This window comes from Sutcliffiella sp. FSL R7-0096, from assembly GCF_038595065.1.
In the GTDB taxonomy this organism is placed as follows: domain Bacteria; phylum Bacillota; class Bacilli; order Bacillales; family Bacillaceae_I; genus Sutcliffiella_A.
In genome coordinates, this window is the sequence record NZ_CP152003.1 from 754543 (window position 1) to 773542 (window position 19000).

Sequence of the window (19000 nt, forward strand, 5' to 3'; positions counted from 1 at the left end):
AGTAAAACGGAGGTAATGTAAATGGCAATCATTCAATTCCCCGCTGATATGAAATGGGGAACAGCAACTGCTTCCTATCAAATTGAAGGTGCTTATAATGAAGGTGGAAGAGGTCCATCCATCTGGGATACCTTCTCCAAAACACCTGGTAAAATAGTAAATGGTGATAACGGGGATGTAGCTTGCGACAGCTATCACCGCTATGAAGAAGATGTTGAAATAATGAAGGATCTTGGCATTGATATGTACCGGTTTTCTATTTCATGGCCAAGAATTTTCCCTAATGGGACAGGTGAAGTGAATCAGGAAGGGTTGAATTACTATCACCGTTTAGTAGATGAGCTTTTAGCAAATGGAATGGAACCGATGTGTACGCTCTATCATTGGGACTTACCTCAGGCGCTGCAAGATCAAGGCGGCTGGGATAACCGTGCAACTATCGATGCGTTTGAAGCCTATGCAGAAGTAATATTCAACGAGTTCAACGGTAAAATAAAACATTGGATCACCTTCAATGAACCTTGGTGTGTATCTTTTCTCTCCAATTATATTGGGGCACATGCACCAGGAAATCGTGATTTACAGCTAGCGGTCAATGTCGCGCATCACCTTCATGTTGCACATGGAAGAACGGTCAAACGCTTCCGGGAGTTAGGAACGGAAGGGCAAATAGGTTATGCGCCAAATGTGGAATGGAACGAACCATATTCAAATAGCCAAAAAGATATTGATGCTTGCAGAAGAGCTGGCGGCTGGTTTATTGAATGGTTCTTTGATCCAGTATTTAAAGGGACCTACCCGGATTTCATGGTCGATTGGCTGGGGAAAAAAGGTGTGTCTGTCCATATAGAAGAAGGCGATATGGAAATGATAAAGCAGCCGATTGATTTCTTGGGAATCAACTACTATACCGGTAGTGTAGGCCGTTTTAAAGAAAATGAGGGGCTGTTTGATCATGAACGTGTCGATCAAGGTTATCAAAAGACCGATATCGGATGGAATGTGTATCCGGAAGGGTTTTACAAAGTCCTGACATATATCAATGAAAAATACGGGACGATTCCTATATATATTACGGAAAATGGTTCCTGCTATAATGAGGGCCCTGTAGACGGCCGGGTGAAAGATGAAGGAAGAATAGATTACTTGAAACAGCATCTTATCGCTTTGAATAGAAGCATAGAGAATGGGGTGAATATTAAAGGCTACCTTACTTGGTCCCTTTTAGATAACTTTGAATGGGCGGAAGGGTATAGCATGCACTTCGGTATTGTCCATGTGGACTACCGGACATTGGAGAGAACAAAGAAAGACAGCTTCTATTGGTATAAACAAACGATCGAAAACAATTGGTTTGAGGTATAAGAAATCGAATGGAGGCAGGTAGAAAAGAATTTTCTACTTGCTGGCTCTTTTCCCAGTTATACCTAGTAAACTATATGCCTATGTAAGAGTAGGTAAGCTGGGAAAAGTCCAATTGCCGACTATTCATTCGGGAGTAGCAACAATCTTTGAGAAAAGAGCTTAAGGGAAATGAGATTTTGATATTTTGGAGGAGATTGTAAATATGGGGAAATTGGAAGGTAAAATAGCACTGGTAACTGGTGGTTCGAGGGGTCTTGGGAAAACAATAAGTGCTGTTTTGGCCGAAGCTGGAGCTACTGTCATCGTCAATTATGCTAATAATTCTGTGCATGCGGAGGAAACGGTTCGAAATATCCGATTGACCGGGGGAAAAGCTGTTGCCATTCAAGCAGACATCACAGATGAGAAGATGGTGGGGAAGCTTATTCAGAAAGCGGAAGAATTTAGCGGTACCACCATCGATATATTAGTGAACAATGCAACCGGACCACAGCCGGAGCTCTCTATTGAGGAAAGTACATGGAACGATTATTTGGATCAATTAGTATTTTTCGTCAAAGCGCCACTCCTTCTCACCAAAGCAGTACTGCCAGGGATGAAGAAAAAAAAGGAAGGTAGAATCATCAATATTGGAAGTGAAGTCGTCCAAATCGGTAATCCGAATTTCTCCAGCTATGTAACAGCAAAATCCTCCCAGCTTGGGATGACCAGATCTTGGGCCAGTGAGCTTGGGGTTCATGGGATAACAGTAAACCTCATCCATCCTGGGTTTATCCCAGTGGAAAGACATGAAGGTATCGACCCAAGGGATTATGTCAAAAATGTTCCTCTCCAAAGAGTCGGTCTACCTCAGGATATCGGATCAGCCGTCCTTTTTTTAGCATCCCAAGATTCTAGCTTCATCACTGGCCAAACCCTTTCCGTAAATGGAGGCAACACATATGGAATATAAAAAGGGATTATGAGGGAGGATTCACTTCCCTGTTTGCCTATTAAACACCACAACGGCCCCAATTACAGCAAATATTAACAAGCCTCCAAACCAAGCCACACTCAACCAAGCATTGCTGCCGATCGGTGTTCCAATTAATAAGCCACGGAGCGTCTCAATCAGTGGTGTCATTGGTTGATTTTCGGCTACGAAATGCAACCATGAAGGCATCGTCTCCGTTGGAACGAAGGCACTGCTTACATAAGGTAGGAACATGAGGAAAAACGTAAAGGCACTAGCTGTTTCCACACTGTCGGCAATCAATCCAAAGATAACCGATAGCCAGCTGATCGCGAGCATAAATAAGCTTAAAAAGGCTATGACGCCGATCCAGTGGAGGATGCTAGCCTCTGGACGAAAGCCCACTAATAGAGCGACGATGAATACTAACGTCGTGCTGATCATATTTCGGACAAAGCTTCCCGTTACATGCCCGACTAATAATGCGGATGGATGGATCGCCATACTTCGAAGTCGGTCGAATAATCCGCCGACCTTATCTTGGCAGACACTCACCGCTGTCATGGAACTACCATATCCCACACAGATGATAATGATCCCAGGCACCACATAATTAACATAATCTGTGCCTATTTGGATTGCCCCTCCAAAGACATAGACGAACATTAACATTAATATAATCGGTAAAATAATACTGATAAATAAAGACTCTGGATTCCGGAAGATGTGCTTAAGATTGCGTTTGAACATCTCCCAGCCATCACTGAACCCCCATAATATGGATGAAACGTTCATAGGGAAACGACCTCCTTCTTTTTTTCACTGATCATTTTCATAAAGACGTCATCAAGAGTTGGCTTACGGAACTGAACACTAGCCGGCTCCACCCCAATGTGGTGCAAGTCATTCAATAAAACTCTTAATCTCTCACCTGATCCATCCGTGTTTACAGAGAGACGCAGCTCACTTTTTTCAGCGAAAGCCCCTATACCCACGTGCTCCTCAGCTTTGGCAAAATCATGCTCATTTTCAAACTGAAATACTACTTTCTCTTCGCCAACAAGACGTTTCAACTCAGCTGATGATCCTTCTGCAACGATTCGTCCTTGATTTATCACTGCTATATGGTTTGCGAGCTGATCTGCTTCCTCTAGATATTGGGTTGTTAAAAATATGGTTACTCCATTATTTGCTAAGTCCTTTATAATACGCCACATGTTCATTCTGCTTATTGGATCCAGGCCTGTCGTGGGTTCATCTAAAAACACAATTTTAGGAGAACCAAGAAGGCTGATAGCGATATCCAATCTTCGCTTTAATCCACCTGAATAGGTTTTTACAGGACGTTTGGCTACTTTTATCAGATCAAATTTCTCCAGTAGTTCCTGAGTTTGTTGTTTTGCATCAGCGCCCCGGAGATGATTTAGTCTGGCCATCATGTGCATATTTTCTTCTCCGGTCAACAGTTCATCGACGGCAGTAAATTGCCCGGTAAGACTGATTAACTTGCGTACCGACTTCTTTTCTGACCCACAATCATAGCCTGCAACCTTAGCAATCCCTGCATCTGAACGAATCAATGTAGATAGGATCTGGACCGTGGTGGTTTTACCTGCACCATTTTCTCCAAGTAGTGCAAAGATAGAACCTTCATTCACCTGAAAGGAAAGACCATCAAGAACAATTTTCTCGCCATAGGCTTTCTTCAATTGATCAACGGAAATAATAGGTGTATTCAAACTAACACTACCTTTCTAAGAGCTTGTTTATGATTGACTGAATCAGTCAATTTAAAGATAAATGAAAACCCATCCATTGTCAATCAAAAAAATGGGATGGGAAGATGAATTTATATTGTATAAAATTTTATAGGGTCAGTTAACGTACAGTGAACATTCTCAATATCAAATTTACTTTGTGATCAAGGTTTTCGCTCCAATAACTATGATCTCCTTCCATTAGGACACCTGTTATAACCGTTAAGAATAAGCCTAATAATTCCTCTGGGTCGTCCTCGATTATATCGCCGTCACTTTGTGCCTGCGAAAATAGGGGGTAAAGCTGTTGGATATAAGTGGAGCCTTGTTTTTCAATCATGTCACTGGTAGCTTGGGGCACGGCATCTTTGGCACGCATGACATGTTGAATGACCCGAAATGTATCACTGTTCCCTTCTGACAGGGCAATTTTAGTAAAGAGTCGAATCTTCTCTATGGCAGAATCATTGAGATTGGTTATTTCATCCAACAATTCATTCGTTCCGGCAGTTGCCCATTCAAGGCTTGCATGTAACACCTCTTCTTTTGATTGAAAATAATGATACAATAAACCGTGGCTTACACCAGCTTCTTTGGCAATGACACTAATTTTAGTTAGTTTGATCCCGTTTTCCGAAAAAACCTTAATGGCCGCAGCTAATATTTGTATCTTTCTTTCATGACGCTTTTTTTCAAGTTGTTCTTCACTTAATGGAGCCATTAAATCAAATCTCCTCTTTGTTATTTTCTTTATTTTAGCATAACAGAAGACGTCGGGGAAAAGGCCAGGCTATCTGAAGTTGCCACATAAAGATTGCATAGGCTGCCGATAAACTTGTTGACGAAACTGCCAATGCCATTATGAAAGCTTCTATTCTATTATCCAAAGCCTTGAAACACCTTTACCAACCAGACGGTATTACCATTAACCAAAATGGAGGGGTGTTTAATGAATTGACTCATTACCATATGCATGTGGTGCCGAGGTATGAGGGGCAATGGTTTGGGGATTTTTATAGTGAGGAAGCAGTGGGTGAAGTGAATGTTATGGAATTGGAGCGGGTTAGGGGGAGGATGGTTGAGGTAATTGCTGAGATTATTAAAAGTTCTCTGTAGTTATGAGGAGTTATTTACTTAAAATGGAACTTTTTTATTCCTAATCCGTATGTTACCTATATCACTTCCACTAAGAAAAGGGGTACATACACATGAAAAAGCTCTTTCTCTATTTTTTCTTAACTTTAGTAGTCTTGCTCGGTATTATCTACATGATCTCCCACCTTTTTGACTTTCGATTTAGTAATGTCGCATTCATTACAGGCATTGTCGCTGCCTTTATCACGTATAGTGGTGGTGCTTCTAAATTTGGAGCAGCCACTGTAGCGGTTCAGTATTTAGGGAAATATACTCCATCTTCTAATGAAGAAAAGAAAAGTTACATAAACCCCTTTTTCCTTGCATCATGCTCTATACTTCTTGGATGCTTTGCTTCTTTCTTTTTCTTTTATTAAATCCAAACCTAAAAACAAACAAGCATGAGGTGATAAAAGTCTCATGCTTGTTGCTTGCAACCTCACATTTTTACCGTCTTCGTCGCTATTTTCTCTTGAAACGTTTGGTCATGCTCGACGAAAATCATGGTGGGCTGGAAGGTCTGGATCAGTTCTTCGATTTGCATACGGGAGTATACATCAATGAAGTTTAATGGTTCATCCCAAACATATAGGTGGGCTTTTTCACATAAGCTCTTTGCGATAAGCAGCTTCTTTTTCTGCCCGCCTGAATAATGGCCGATATCTTTTTCGAACTGTATCCTGTCAAAATCCATTTTTCGCAGGATGGATTTGAATAGTGTCTCATCGAGCTGATGTTCCTCAATGAATTCTGCTAGCATCCCCTTTAAGTGAGAGGTGTCTTGCTGAACATAGGAAATGATGAGATTGGACCCGGCATGAATGGTGCCGGTATGTTGAATGTCATCTCCTAGGATCAGTTTCAATATACTGCTTTTCCCGCTGCCATTCTTTCCATCTAATACGATTCGATCTCCTTGTTCCACCTTGAAGCTTATCGGTTCATTCACTGCCTGGCCGTCATACATAATAGATACGTCCGTCAATTGAAGGAGCTCATTCGTTTTCGGTTCTAATTGCGTTAATTGTAACGAATCCATTTTTTCCACGTTCTTTAAAAGCTTTGATTTTTCCTCGATTGCTTTTTGCTGTCTAGCCTCAAGGTTCTTAGAGCGCTTCATCATTTTTGCGGCTTTATGTCCGACAAACCCTTTATCTAGTTTCGATCCGGAGTTGGTTGTTCCGTTCTTGGAGGCTTCCACTCGATTTGACCAGCCTGCTGACTGTTTGGATGCCTGCTTTAAACGGCCAATATCCTTTTGCAAGCGTTCGTTTGTCGCTTCTTCATGCTCCTGCTGGCGGTCAAAGTTCAACTTCCAGGAAGTATAATTGCCGCTTTGCACCTCGATATTGGCCTTGTTTATCGATAAAATATGATCCACGCAGCCATCCAGGAAGTTACGGTCATGGGATATCAAAATAAACCCTTTTTTCTTCTTCAAATAACTAGAAACCAGCTTTCGTGCTTCCGTATCTAAATGGTTCGTTGGCTCATCAATTAATAAAAATTGACCTTCCTTTAAGAATAGCGCAGCCAGCAGAACCTTCGTTTGTTCCCCATTTGATAAGGTGTCAAATGGACGATACATGACCTCTGCCTCGACATCTAAATAGGCAATCTCCCGAAGAAACTCCCAATCCTCTGCCTGCGGGCAAATTTCCTCCAGCACCTCATGGGTATCTTTACTTTTATCCTGTACCGGATATGGAAAGTAATTAAACTCGACGGCACTAGAGACCTTCCCGCTATATTCAAACTTTCCTAATAACAAATTAAAAAAGGTTGTTTTCCCACGTCCATTTCTGCCGATGAACCCGAGCTTCCAATCTGTATCAATCTGAAAGCTCACATCCTCAAAAATAGGATCAAAGCTGCTTGGATAAGAAAAAGTTAATTGTTGTACTTGTATCATTGACATATTTCATTCCTCCTTTGTATATCACTCGCTTCATACAAAGTCGGTATATCCATCTCGTCTACTCTGCTCCGTATAAGTGTGATGGAGTATAACGACCTATACGGAGTACTTCATGCGTAACCTCCCGCTCCATAGACATACTATCTCCCCCTTTCCAGAAAATAAAAATCCCTCCATACAATGATGGAAGGATGTAGAAAATCATATTTAAAGTCGCTAATAGTATAAACATCGAACCGACTTGTAAAAATGACCAGACTAATCCTATCCCCTATAAAACCGCAAAATATTAACATGCAAAGGTTAAGAATTAGAGAATCATTAGTATAAGGTCAGTCCTTTCTTAATTGTCATTTATTCTACTATAGGATAACATGAATACCCACCATTTGCATCTCCCTAATTTCAGGAAGTTGGGTAGAGGGGCTGGGCCTTAATTCTTTAATAGAGGAAATACACTCACTAACTTCACTTACCGCCTTTATACATCCTCAATCACTAACTATTCGAATCATCAATTCTCTCCTTTAAAGTCTGAATGAGAAGGTTTCCTATTTTCGCTTAAAGATATTTTTATAGGTCAAACATTCCGATTTACAAATTTATGTAGGGATTTTTCCAAACAGGTCGAAACGTGATAGTTATGTGTATACAGTTTTTGTGAAATATTGCTGGATCTTCAAATCTATGTCACTATCTTAACAGCAAGCCAGGCATGCTCACCGGTTCAGCTCTTAGAAAATATTTGAGCTATGAAATTATTTTTTCTGGATTTATGGTCAAAATACCTTGAACAAAATACAAAACAGTTGGAGTAAATACACCCCACCCAAGTAGCATATCATATGGAATACCATTGCAGGATGAAAACCAAGGAATTGATCCAACTGTATGGAAACCGATGGACTTGATTCACCATCCAATGTGGAGATGTACTCTTTCACCACTTCATACACTTTTTGGGTTGAGAGGACAGGAACGCTGGCCCGTCACTCCTTTAAAGTGTGAATGGGAAGGTTTGCTATTTTCGCTTATTATAGGTCAGATCTATGTAGGAATTTCTCAGAACATAGGTGTTGTTGACATGAAACCTAAAGGTGTTATATACTCGGATACGTAACCAAATGGTTTCGTATTTTTATGGAAAAGGAGAAATTTGAATGGAGACATTACAAGATATTAAGCAAACAGTTATCTTTGAAGCACCTATACAAAAAGTATGGGCTAAGGTATCAACTTCTGAAGGTATTGCGCTATGGTTTATGCCTAATGATTTTGAGGCTAGAGAAGGACATGAATTCCATGTACAATCCCCATTTGGTCCATCTCCATGTAAAGTATTAGAAGTGGATGAACCAAACAAAATATCTTTTTCATGGGATACTGATGGATGGATCGTTTCTTTTCTATTAAAAGACCTGGGCGAAAAAACAGAGTTTACATTAATACATGGTGGCTGGAAATCACCAGATACTGTTCTTCCAAAAGCAAACGAAAAGAGTAGTGTAATTCGTGAGAGAATGAATTATGGTTGGGTGGATATTGTTAATGAGCGACTTAAAAAGGTTGTTGAAGGATAAGTGACAGCAGTAAAGCATGATGTATTTCAAGCTATTGCTGACCCAACAAGAAGAAAAGTTCTCGGATTGCTTGCTAACAAAGAATTAGCTATTTCAGAAATAACATCTCATTTTCCTATTAGTCGTACAGCCGTAGCAAAACATCTTCATATTCTCTCAGAAGCTAAATTAGTCAGTGGTAAAAAGGTAGGGAGAGAAAAGATTTATCAATTGCATCCAGAACCGCTAACAGAAGTAAAACAATGGTTATCTTATTATGAGCAGTTTTGGGATAACAAATTGTCAATCCTTAAACATATTGTTGAAAATGATGATTAACATATAAGAAGAGACATGCCAATGCGACATGTCTCTTTTTCGTTATAGAACTTGCGTTGTAAATAGTTTAAAAGGTTGGCGGGTCGAGGAACCTGTCCCCTCGCACCACAGTTCTTATTCTAATTTCACCCCTCTGGGAATAATCTGCAGTCACCCATCCCTTTAGCTTTCAATATACTGAATATGCTTTAGGGGGTGAGTGAGATGAAGAAACTGTACCAAAACAATCCTTCAGATATGAAGTTGTTAGCACCTTGGCAGAGAAGGGCGCTGGAAAGGTTTGAGGTTAAGATGAAAGACAAAGAGAGGCCGTTTCCTTGCATACCTGCCACACAAGGTTTTGCCATGAATCAGTTCCGCTATGGTTTCGCCGGGGACCCAAGAAGTGATAAAGCCATCGAAGAACTGGGGGAATTGCTGTCTATCTATACGGGCTCTGCCAAGAAATTTGGAAAATACACCTCACTTCTCGTATTCTTTGAAACTCCTTTTGAGATAAAAGAATCCCTTCCTACAGAACATTGGGAACAACTGTTTTGGAGACAGCTGAACGGGCTTACTCAAATAGATGAAATAGAATGGCCGACCCAGATCCCTTCCGACCCACATCATCCATTATGGGAATTTTGTTTTCATGGGGAACGATTTTTCATGTATTGCGGAACTCCCTCCCATACAAACCGAAAAAGCAGGCACTCAGAGGATTACTTACTTGCCATTACCCCAAGATGGGTTCTGGAGGAATTCGGCAAGCAAGAAGAATACGCACAAAAAATCAAATCGCAGGTGCGGAAAAGAGTGGAAAACTATGACTCCATTGGGATACATCCAGCCCTAAACAGCTATGGAAACCCGGAAAACTATGAATGGAAGCAATACTTTCTCCATGATGACGATACGGCTCTATCTAAATGTCCGTTCCGTCGCAGTATAAAAGCAACCAAAAAAATATAACGGGAAAAAGCGCAAATGTTGCGCTTTTCCTGTGAGTAATGTAGCCAGGGAAAGTCGACTCCTTCTCCCTTTAAAGTAGTAAGGGAGTTTACGAATATAAACCAAAATGAAATCACTCCTTAAGTTCCAAATAATAATGATAAAACTCCTCATCTCTCTTGTATCCATTTCTCTTATATAATCTTTGAGCCACTTCATTGTCTGGTGCAGTTTCAAGCGTAATACTTTTAGCACCTGTTTCCCTAGCAAACTCTTTTGCCTTTTGTAAAAGGTTTTCTCCGACTCCATGGTTTCTCGCCTTTGCATCCACAAACATGTCATTCAATATCCATGCTTTTTTCATAGAAATGGATGAAAAGGTAGGGTAAAGTTGGGTGAATCCGACATATTCATCGTTTATCTTTACAACGAATATTACAGAATCCTCATTTTCTAAACGATTTTTTATAAAGGTTTTTGCCCCTTCTAGATCGGATGCTTGTTGATAAAAAATGCGATACATATTAAATAAATATGAAACGCCCTCTAAATCTTTTATGGTAGCTTGATAGGTTTCCATTTGAAATTCTCTCCCTTCTTTAAGTTTAATTATATTTTATAGGGTGCATTATTTTAATTACATAATTTTTTGAAGGTTATTATAAAGTCAGCATTCGATTTTATTATAATAATAGAATATAACCTAAATATTTAAGGAAATGTTTGGTTCACTTGATTTCGCGAAAACCAATACATATTCCTCATTCGGGAGTTATATTTTTGAATATTTAGTCAATTATAACTATTGTTAATTCGCTGTAAGATAAAGTAAAATATTTCTAATCTTGTATAAAGCTTCTAAGAGTATTTTACATATAAAAAAACTAAAAGGAGGTTGGAGAATGAAAAAGAAGTTTCATGTTGCTTTTGGGTTATGGTCTTTAGTGATAGTCTTGTTGATGAGCACGACGTTTAATGTATCAGCAAGCGGAAAGAGTACAGCTAGTGGGGGAAAAGCTGAGTTTGAAGGGTGGTTAACGGAGGTCGCTGATACGAGAGACTTAAATGTCAACCCGGTTGTTACCGGTCAGATCTTGAACTATGACGGGGGACAAGCAGCTAAAAACGCTGCCGTTTATCTTCAGGCATGGCCTAGTTCAGAGAAACTTGGTTCGATGAAAGAGGGTGACACATTCGATCTTGTTCCGATTGCCAAAACAGTAACAGATTCGAAAGGACACTTTAAGCTTAGTATAGACCCAAGTATAGACATATCTGATTTATGGTCTAAAGACGGAATGATGGATGTAGACGTTGTTGCTTGGACTGAGTCAGGAACGGTAACGTATAGTTTCACTATCGAACCCACACAAAAGGAAAGTGAAAATAATCCTTTTGGGGCGCAAGTTGACCACACCACGGGTCAGGTAGTTAATGCTATAGGTGTTAATTTGCTTTTGAACAATCCTGCAGCTTCTACGGTAGTAGGTGAAGAAATAGTCTCTGAAGTAGATACAGGGCTTTACACAGAGGTAGGAAATAATTCATTACCAGCAGACTTTTCAAACGGCTGTCCTTCCACAGGTACAAAATTAGTTGAGAATTTAGGGGATCGACTGGTGAATGTTGGCTCCATTCATACAGCAACAAGTGGAAAGAATATGAAATTTACGTATTCTGGCAGTGCTTCCAGTACTTTAGGTGTCGGTATTTCCGCATCTGGTAAATATGGATCGTTTAGTTCAAGTGGTACTGTTACTAGATCAAGAAGCACTACGACTACATGGCCATGGTACACTTCAGCCACTTCACGTCATCTAGATACTTACTTTTCATATGGAAAATATTGCACTACTACCCGTAGCCCTGGCCCAAGTTTTTCTTGGTCTGTTAGACCGATCAAACATGAAGGCGGTACCAATCATCGAAACGTAAGTGTCCCTACAACATCTAGTAGTTACTGTGTACCGTACAGATCAGCTGGAAGTGGCGGAGAAAAGGCGAGTACCAAAACTATAACATGGTCTAATGGCGCAAAGCTTAGCGGGAAAATTGGAATTGACTTGTCCAGCCAAACCGGATACACAACCAATTCCAAAATAGAATATGAATTTAAAACCGCCGGGAGACTTTGCGGTACACATGATAAACCTAATGGGTCCCCGAAACGCTTGGTGATGAGGTCGTTATGATTCGAGTAAAGTCTCTCTTATTGCTCACCTTACTTTTATTCATCAGTGGGTGCACGAACTCAAATCCAGTCGGAAGCAGTTTGAACCTTGGTGAAACACCGGGAATGGATTGTGTACCTGGAGGGGATGGAGCAAGCAGAATGTTTGGGGATACATTTCTCATACATGAGGGAGATGAGGAAATTACTATTACTGATATCTCTCTGGTAAATGCTGATGGCCTGGAACTTAAAGAAGCGGTTCTTGTAAAGCTTAACCATGATGAAGCGCTGCTGGGATTTGGTGAGTGGCCACCAACAGACACCCCAGAATTCCCACTGCCGGAGAATTGGGATGAGCGGGTAGAAGCGTTTGATGCGAAAATAAAGCCAAATGAGGAATGGAATCTAGTATTTGCTTTAACTTCCACTTCTGAAGATACTGCTTCTACTGATGCAATTAAGATCGTATATAAAGACTCAACAGGTGAAACTTTTGAGCAAGAAACACTTATCCGCTATTTCATAACTTCAAGTACGTGTGAGGAAGTTTTAAAGGCTAACCCTCTGTAGAATAAAAAGACAGTTTTCACATTTACAGGTGAAAACTGTCTTTTATTATGTGCCTTAGAGCATTGGGACGGGCATGATTAGGAGCTTCTCCCTTTTAGCTGCTCCAACACGCTTGGGTCTTTCATTTTCTTATCGTCCGCAAGCATGATGACCTTCGATAAAATCTCTGCTGTTTTTGGATCTTCATCTAAGAATGGCAGGAATAGCTTTCCTCTGTGCTGCGAGTGGACTGGTAGGATGTGCAGGCTTCCGCTTGCTTGTTTGTAGGCCATGGTACTTCCCAGGTGGATAGCGTATTCTCCGAGAATTCCTTTTATGTGTGCGAATTTCCCTTCGATTCTTACATTTTTTATTTTCATCAATCTTAGAGATTCCTGCATGATGGCTACTCGCATTTCGATGGTTGTTAGGCTTGCTTCTGGATCTACTCCACCGATATGTGCAACACTTACGACCAAGTCCACATCTCTCATTGTTTCAGAGAAGATGATTTTTGGAATGTTGCTTAAACTTATGCTTTTATGCGTGTTCCGGTCAAAGAATTCTACCGTCTCAAGGGTTGGGCTTTCAACATCAGAAGGGGAGAACCAGTCTGCCATTGCATAGATTTTTGCAATGATGTTTTCCTTGTGATAGACCTTTTGCAATCCCTCTTCATAGTTGACGGTCCACATGCGATTTTTTAATAAGGCAATCGTTTTCTTTGGCTGAATTTGGTGTCCTGCATAGCGCCTGGATTCTGTTCCTGCCGCTTTTTCGTCTGCATTTAGTCGGTATAGCTCACGGAATACCTGTTTGAAGGGCTGCTTGATCTGCTGATCGAATAGATATTGCTGGTAGTCACTCCAGCGTCCACTTTCATATAGGTGAACCGGATGGGCGATGGTTATCTTATCGTCTGATTCAAGCTGATAGCTTTCCCCTGTTGGAGCTTGAAACGCTTCCCCGGAGAAGAAGCCAATTTTGTCATCTGCCTTGAACACAAGCTTTTCCACAAGTGGTGCAACCACTGGGTTTTTAATCATGTTACTTAGCTCTTTTAGGGTGAAGGGTGTTTCTAGCTCCATAGAGCGTTCGAGCTCTGTTTTTGCCCGGCTATATTGCTCCTTCAGCGCTTTGTTTACTTCTTTGAGCTCTAAGATGTATGCATGCTTTTTAAATTTTGATGGGACGGATTTCAGCTCTTTATTATTTTTGATAACCTTGATGTCACCTTTGCCGTTTCCATCAATAACTAGCTGAACGGTGATATCATCGATCTCCACCGGCTCTAAGAAGTAGATGACCTCTTCCATCTTCCGCGCTTCCATATCCCAGCGAAGTCTTGTTACATCCTTATACCCGGCATTTCGGGCAAGGTTATCAAGTGCAATTGCGACAATCTTTGCTTCACTTGCACGCCGTTGTGCGCCGAATTGCTTGCTTTCTTTTAAAAACTTCTGTATAAATTCGTAGCGCTCGAGGATATCATTTGTGTTGGCTTTTTCAAAAGGGATCAAGCTATAGCAGAGAAGGTGATCCTTGTTTCGCTTCGTTTCAACGGAGGTTTTCATGTCCGCCAAAGTCAGCTTGCCAAGTGTCGCATCAGCAAAAAATTGGGCTCTGCGATGGTTGGCTCCCGAGGAAATATATTTTGCACAATCATATAATATAGCGAAGCGCTCCTCGCCTAATTGCCCGTAAGCTTCTTTGAACCAATCGATATCAAAGGCACCGTCATGAAATTCCTCTGGTGTAATTGGTGAGTAATGCGCAACCTTCGTTTCTTTTTCGGCGGAGAAGGCTTCATTTGTATGCGCATGGAAATACCATGCTGCACTCTTTAAACCGTCCCATTTTAAATAGGCTGCTACAATGTCCAGCCATTGTGGAGCATACATGGCCGCCTCAAGTAGGCGTTTGTCAGAGATTTTCTTATCTTTTAGAAGCTGTCTCAACAGCTCCTCGTTTTCGCCTTCCTTTGGATGACAGACCTGTAGTAAGTGGCTAAAGGATTCCTTTTTTGTCCTATTCAGACTGTCATAATAATAGAAATAGCCTCGGACAAACGCTTCCTTATCAAGACCTGTTAATATCGTAATAAAATACTCCATGCCCTCGTAATACTGGATTCTCGTTGCAAGTGTGGTGACCTCTGTTTGGAGGTCACCACGCTTTAGTTCCATCTCAAGGATACGAGCGATGACTTTTTCTCTTATCGGCTCAATGGAAGGAGGCATTTTTGTTGTGTCCGTCGTCGTTCTTGTTAACTCAAAGATGTAATCTTTACTATTTTCTCTTCCTAATAGTGCTTTGGTAAGCTCGGTATCCTTGATAAGCCCCAAATCATAGGCTCGCACTAGCTTTTCAAGGGATGGACCAAATCGTTTGAAGTTATTTATCGTGTAAAGTTTATATAATAGTAGGAAGTAGGTTTTATAAGATGCATCATCATACACATTTGCTTTAGCCCAGTCTAGCCATGGGTTTGTAATAAGCTGATACATCTGACGCTCAGAATGCTGCTTCTCTTCAGGGATAGATTCCATCATCGTATGAAGCATGCCGCTTACTGTTACGAAAACCTCTTCCTTGTTTAGTTCCTGGAAATAAGACGAGACAATTTCGTTTATCTGACTATAATAAGGTAGCTCTGGGGCAAAGGTATAAAAGACTTTTACCTTTTCTAATGGATATACGCTATCAAGAAACTCCTTGCGCCAATCATTTGGCGTTATATAGTCATCCATTTCCCATCTGCTAACCCTTTTATAGCGGTAGCGATAGACAATATCCAGACTGATCATACTATTTAGCTCGATAAGCTCATGTGTAGTGATTTGTATCGTTTTAAAGAAGTCACGCCACACCTCAGCAAGAGGCAGGTCATCTATTCCTTCCCGTTTTTCATGGGTCTCGTTGGTGTGATTGCGTGTGAGTGTTTCGCCGACTAAATGCGTTTCCTTATAACCGTACCATTCGACTTCATATTGGTGCTCGCGATGCTCGTGAATCAACTCCGAAAGACTTGTTAGAATTTCTCGGATTCTTGTGAAGTCGGTCGAAAACACATTATTGGCTGCGACATTTGGAATAGGTACTTTAGGCAATTCCCATTGTTCTTCTGGATCGTATAGACCAAAACCATTCTTTAGGCTATATTCCTCTTTTGTTGATAGCTTGTCTATTAACAGCTTTTCTTTTCCCGTCGGCGATTTGATTATCTTGCTTTTGTCCCTTACCATTCTGAACTTTTCCTGTGAGGCTTCTTTTAGCTCTGAGATCATTTCTAGTCCGCCGACCCGTTGCAGTTCACTTTTACTTGTTAAAAGTCGGTCCAGTGATGCATCTAGTTTTTCGTTTTCTAGCGTGAGTAAAAGCTTTAAAGCACTTTGCCGGAGACTTCCTGTTTTTAATTTAAGTATGGCTTCCACTTTTACTATTTCTTCAGGTGCCAGCGTTAAGTTTAGGATCCGCGTCATAGCCTTTTCACGGTTGCTCATGCTTTTATCCGATAAGCATGTAAAAATATACTCGCGTTGAGTAGGGTTGGATGGATTTGTTGTAAAGCAATCAAGTAAATAGCCTCTTGTATCTGCGCTGTACCTGTCTTTATTCTCGATGAGCTGCTTGATGAGATCCTCATCCATATCATAAGCAGTAAGATAAAGCATTTTCTGTACAATAGAGTCAGCAGAGTAAGCTATCTCCATTCCATTGAAAGCTCTGGATTTGATGGTGATGTCTTTATTCGGAGCCTTGTCTAGCATGACTTTAAAAAGATTGAACTGTCGTAGTCTCTCGGCCTTCTCTTCCAGTTGAGGAATGCGTTCGAACTCGATTTTATAATTATATTGATCAGTCTTCCGGTTCCAGTTATACGAAAAATAACATTCATACGTATAGTTAGTGAGCAGAAAGTATTGGAGCTCACGATCGGTTTCATGCAGATGCTTGGACGCGATCGTGTATTTGAGCAGATCGTTCTGACTCTGAGAGAGCATGGATTGAGCGACTATCTTATGGTAGGTTTCGCCTGTATTCATCACCTCTATTACCAGGTCGGTGAGGTCATCCTCCTCGATTACTGCACTTGCCCACAGGCTTGTGTACATCTTGTTCAAATTATCACTCTTTAACCACTTTTTGCGGAGGTCAGGATTTGTCAGGCTATCATGAATGTATTGAACCACTTGCTTAGTGACACGGGCTTGTTCCGCTTCGAGTGTTAAGCCCGTCCACACGTCGATTGCTCTAACAACAGAGCTGTATCGGATTAGGTTGTTGTCAAGGATAACATTAAGCAGGTGCGTTGTTGCCTCTAATGTGCCTTCATCCATTGTTTCAACAATGCTTTGTCGGAGTCCTTCTTGAAGTCTCGCTGCCACAAGGAGGTCCCCGATGATGGTATAAGCTTCTTCCCGATGGCTAAGCAACATGCCTTTTATCATTTCTCTTGTCAGGAGGGCAGTGTTGTTGTCACCATAGATGATTTCTTTAAGTGAGCTTAGAACATTGGCGTTTTGCTCATCTAGCTCATAAGCGATGATATCACTGATCACTTGGTTGTTTATGTCAAGGTTCCGGTTTGTAAGAATGTCCAGGATAGTGACGCGATGCTTGGCCAGATCATGGAGGGATGCGAATTTTTCAATGACTCTATTTAAATGAACTGTTAAATTTTTGGTGCGGAATGGTCTCCGATCATAGCCTGTTGAGTAGGGATACTCTGTTGCGTGATGGATGATGTATTGCATGACATTCGCATGGTAATCGCCGAGTAAGTTCCGAGTAAAGTCCACTAGCCGCTTGAGCTTGTCTTGGTCGGTTTCTTCTTGGGTGTTGAGTGTTTTAGTAATACGGCGAGCATGTCGACCCTGGTCATACTCGTCCGTTTGCATATATTTCAGAAGGTGTCTAGCTATCTTTTGATCCTGTTCATTTAGTGTTGCAATGTTTGCTTCATAATCTATTAAATAGATTTCGCTTGATTTTAATGTCATCCCGTATTCTCCTTTTTGTAGCCTACTGGTATAAAAATTGAGAAATTATTTGATGCTGATTACCACATTCGGCCTGTGAGCATGGTCAGGCGTATGAATACAACTTCCGCCCCGTCTGGTACTTCTAGTGTAGTATCTAATTGCTCCGCCTCTTCGTCATTTATAAACACTCGGTATAAGCCATCTTCAAAAGCTTGGATGGCGGTTTCGATAGCTTTAGCATGATTTGCTTGCTTGTCGCTATATAGTGCTTGGAAGCCTACTTTCCCAGTTTCGGCCTGCTGCTCGATATCGGAAGGTGATAGGAAATGTAAAAATGGTGTTTCCGGATTGCTAGCCTTCTTGTTGAAATGTTCCACGTTTTTCGTTACGACTTGAGTAATGAGTTCTCTTAGGGTGTGTGGTTTTTGAGGCAGTTCATAGGGTTTTTTTGTGATAAAATTTTTACGTTTTGCTATGGATTTTAGTGATAGGTATATGTTCATAAACGGATTCCCCCGATTCTTCATTAGTTACTATTCTATAAAGGTTAGAATAATCCTTTTAAGTATGGGACGAAGAACAAAAGGACTTCTACTCTAGTTTAATATAGAAGTAACAGGGAAGCAGTTTAGTATAGGATGAGTCTCTCCTAAATACTCCATTGGAAGTGATGGCTGTGAGGAATTCAACTCTTAAACCAGATAGTAAAGTTGTCGGCACAGATCAAACCGCCTTGGATTTTTGGCAGTGGGGATTTTCAGACATACTAACGAATAATCTCAGAGGTGTGTTTGCAGAGTTTCTAGTTGGGACAGCACTAGGGTGTCTGGACCAACCGCGTGTAGAATGGGATTCGTTTGATTTAGTTTATCAGGATAAGAAAATTGAAGTGAAGTCTTCAGCTTACATTCAGGCATGGCATAAGGATCGGTATTCCAACATCAGTTTTACGATTGGTGCCAAGAAGGAATACGATTATGTAACAAATACGTATAGTGCTACAGCAAAAAGGTCTGCAGATTTATATGTGTTTTGTTTGCTTAAGGAAAAAGATACAAATGAGGTTAATCCATTAAATACAGCGCATTGGGAGTTTTATGTGGTTTCAACAAAGGAACTGGACTTACATTTCCCACACCAGAAAACCATCTCCTTGGCTTCACTGCAACGAATAGCTAAACCCTACTCATATGATGGGATAAAAGGGGCAGTAATGCTGCTTGATTGTGAACTATAGTGGGTCTAGGAACTTGTTCCCTATAGTTGAAAATGAAAAAGGATCACCCAATTTGGATGATCCTTTTGTTATTCTATTAAAGCCCTTTTTGTTCGAAAC

At 40.8% G+C, this 19000-nt stretch carries 16 protein-coding genes and 1 pseudogene; 10 read left to right on the plus strand and 7 right to left on the minus strand.

Going from position 1 to position 19000, the window contains the following annotated elements; genetic code table 11:
• Positions 1–21 precede the first annotated feature (21 nt).
• Together MKY77_RS04050 and MKY77_RS04055 are read left to right on the plus strand one after the other, a co-directional pair.
• Positions 22–1365, plus strand: coding sequence for a GH1 family beta-glucosidase (locus MKY77_RS04050; RefSeq protein WP_339149010.1), 1344 nt, complete (start codon positions 22–24; stop codon positions 1363–1365).
• A 202-nt stretch (positions 1366–1567) separates the two neighbouring features.
• Positions 1568–2317, plus strand: coding sequence for an SDR family oxidoreductase (locus MKY77_RS04055; RefSeq protein ID WP_339149011.1), 750 nt, complete (start codon positions 1568–1570; stop codon positions 2315–2317).
• A gap of 21 nt (positions 2318–2338) precedes the next feature.
• Here the strand turns inward: MKY77_RS04055 and MKY77_RS04060 are convergent, their stop codons facing one another.
• The 3 genes from MKY77_RS04060 to MKY77_RS04070 form a co-directional block, all read right to left on the minus strand.
• Entirely contained in the window at positions 2339–3112 is a 774-nt protein-coding gene (locus MKY77_RS04060; RefSeq protein ID WP_339149012.1) for an ABC transporter permease, read from the minus strand.
• On the minus strand, positions 3109–4056 hold the full coding sequence (locus MKY77_RS04065) for an ATP-binding cassette domain-containing protein (RefSeq protein ID WP_339149013.1): 948 nt from the start codon (positions 4054–4056) through the stop codon (positions 3109–3111). The genes MKY77_RS04060 and MKY77_RS04065 overlap by 4 nt, the downstream gene beginning before the upstream one ends.
• 139 nt (positions 4057–4195) lie before the next feature.
• Positions 4196–4795: a TetR/AcrR family transcriptional regulator gene (locus tag MKY77_RS04070; protein WP_339149014.1), complete on the minus strand. Its 600-nt coding sequence runs from the start codon at positions 4793–4795 to the stop codon at positions 4196–4198.
• 107 nt (positions 4796–4902) lie between these two features.
• Between MKY77_RS04070 and MKY77_RS04075 the strand changes: the two are divergent.
• A pseudogene (locus MKY77_RS04075) lies at positions 4903–5190 on the plus strand (HIT domain-containing protein); the annotation flags it as partial.
• Positions 5191–5282: 92 nt separating this feature from the next.
• Entirely contained in the window at positions 5283–5585 is a 303-nt protein-coding gene (locus tag MKY77_RS04080; RefSeq protein WP_339149015.1) for a hypothetical protein, read from the plus strand.
• A gap of 62 nt (positions 5586–5647) precedes the next feature.
• Here MKY77_RS04080 and MKY77_RS04085 read toward each other — a convergent pair whose 3' ends face one another.
• Positions 5648–7126, minus strand: a complete 1479-nt coding sequence (locus MKY77_RS04085) for an Lsa family ABC-F type ribosomal protection protein (protein WP_339149016.1) — start codon at positions 7124–7126, stop codon at positions 5648–5650.
• A 1160-nt stretch (positions 7127–8286) separates the two neighbouring features.
• On the opposite strand from MKY77_RS04085, the gene MKY77_RS04090 reads away from it, so the two are divergent.
• From MKY77_RS04090 to MKY77_RS04100, 3 genes are all read left to right on the plus strand, one after another.
• Entirely contained in the window at positions 8287–8706 is a 420-nt protein-coding gene (locus MKY77_RS04090) for an SRPBCC domain-containing protein (RefSeq protein WP_339149017.1), read from the plus strand.
• Entirely contained in the window at positions 8707–9024 is a 318-nt protein-coding gene (locus MKY77_RS04095; protein ID WP_339149018.1) for a metalloregulator ArsR/SmtB family transcription factor, read from the plus strand.
• A 204-nt stretch (positions 9025–9228) separates the two neighbouring features.
• Positions 9229–9978 carry a YqcI/YcgG family protein gene (locus tag MKY77_RS04100; RefSeq protein WP_339149019.1) on the plus strand — a complete coding sequence of 250 codons (750 nt, stop codon included), beginning with the start codon at positions 9229–9231 and terminating at the stop codon, positions 9976–9978.
• A 112-nt stretch (positions 9979–10090) separates the two neighbouring features.
• On the opposite strand, the gene MKY77_RS04105 is transcribed toward MKY77_RS04100, so the two are convergent.
• Positions 10091–10537, minus strand: coding sequence for a GNAT family N-acetyltransferase (locus MKY77_RS04105; protein WP_339149020.1), 447 nt, complete (start codon positions 10535–10537; stop codon positions 10091–10093).
• Between the two features lie 322 nt (positions 10538–10859).
• On the opposite strand from MKY77_RS04105, the gene MKY77_RS04110 reads away from it, so the two are divergent.
• Together MKY77_RS04110 and MKY77_RS04115 are read left to right on the plus strand one after the other, a co-directional pair.
• Positions 10860–12149 (plus strand): hypothetical protein, encoded by a 1290-nt coding sequence (locus tag MKY77_RS04110; RefSeq protein ID WP_339149021.1) that lies wholly within the window; start codon positions 10860–10862, stop codon positions 12147–12149.
• A complete protein-coding gene (locus MKY77_RS04115; RefSeq protein ID WP_339149022.1) occupies positions 12146–12700 on the plus strand; it encodes a hypothetical protein in 555 nt (184 codons plus the stop codon). The genes MKY77_RS04110 and MKY77_RS04115 overlap by 4 nt, the downstream gene beginning before the upstream one ends.
• 77 nt (positions 12701–12777) lie before the next feature.
• Here MKY77_RS04115 and MKY77_RS04120 read toward each other — a convergent pair whose 3' ends face one another.
• Together MKY77_RS04120 and MKY77_RS04125 are read right to left on the minus strand one after the other, a co-directional pair.
• Positions 12778–17682: a DUF4132 domain-containing protein gene (locus MKY77_RS04120; RefSeq protein ID WP_339149023.1), complete on the minus strand. Its 4905-nt coding sequence runs from the start codon at positions 17680–17682 to the stop codon at positions 12778–12780.
• 59 nt (positions 17683–17741) lie between these two features.
• Positions 17742–18167 carry a hypothetical protein gene (locus tag MKY77_RS04125; protein ID WP_339149024.1) on the minus strand — a complete coding sequence of 142 codons (426 nt, stop codon included), beginning with the start codon at positions 18165–18167 and terminating at the stop codon, positions 17742–17744.
• A 173-nt stretch (positions 18168–18340) separates the two neighbouring features.
• Here MKY77_RS04125 and MKY77_RS04130 point away from each other — a divergent pair, with 173 nt between their 5' ends.
• Positions 18341–18901: a hypothetical protein gene (locus MKY77_RS04130; protein ID WP_339149025.1), complete on the plus strand. Its 561-nt coding sequence runs from the start codon at positions 18341–18343 to the stop codon at positions 18899–18901.
• The last annotated feature ends 99 nt before the right edge of the window (positions 18902–19000 follow it).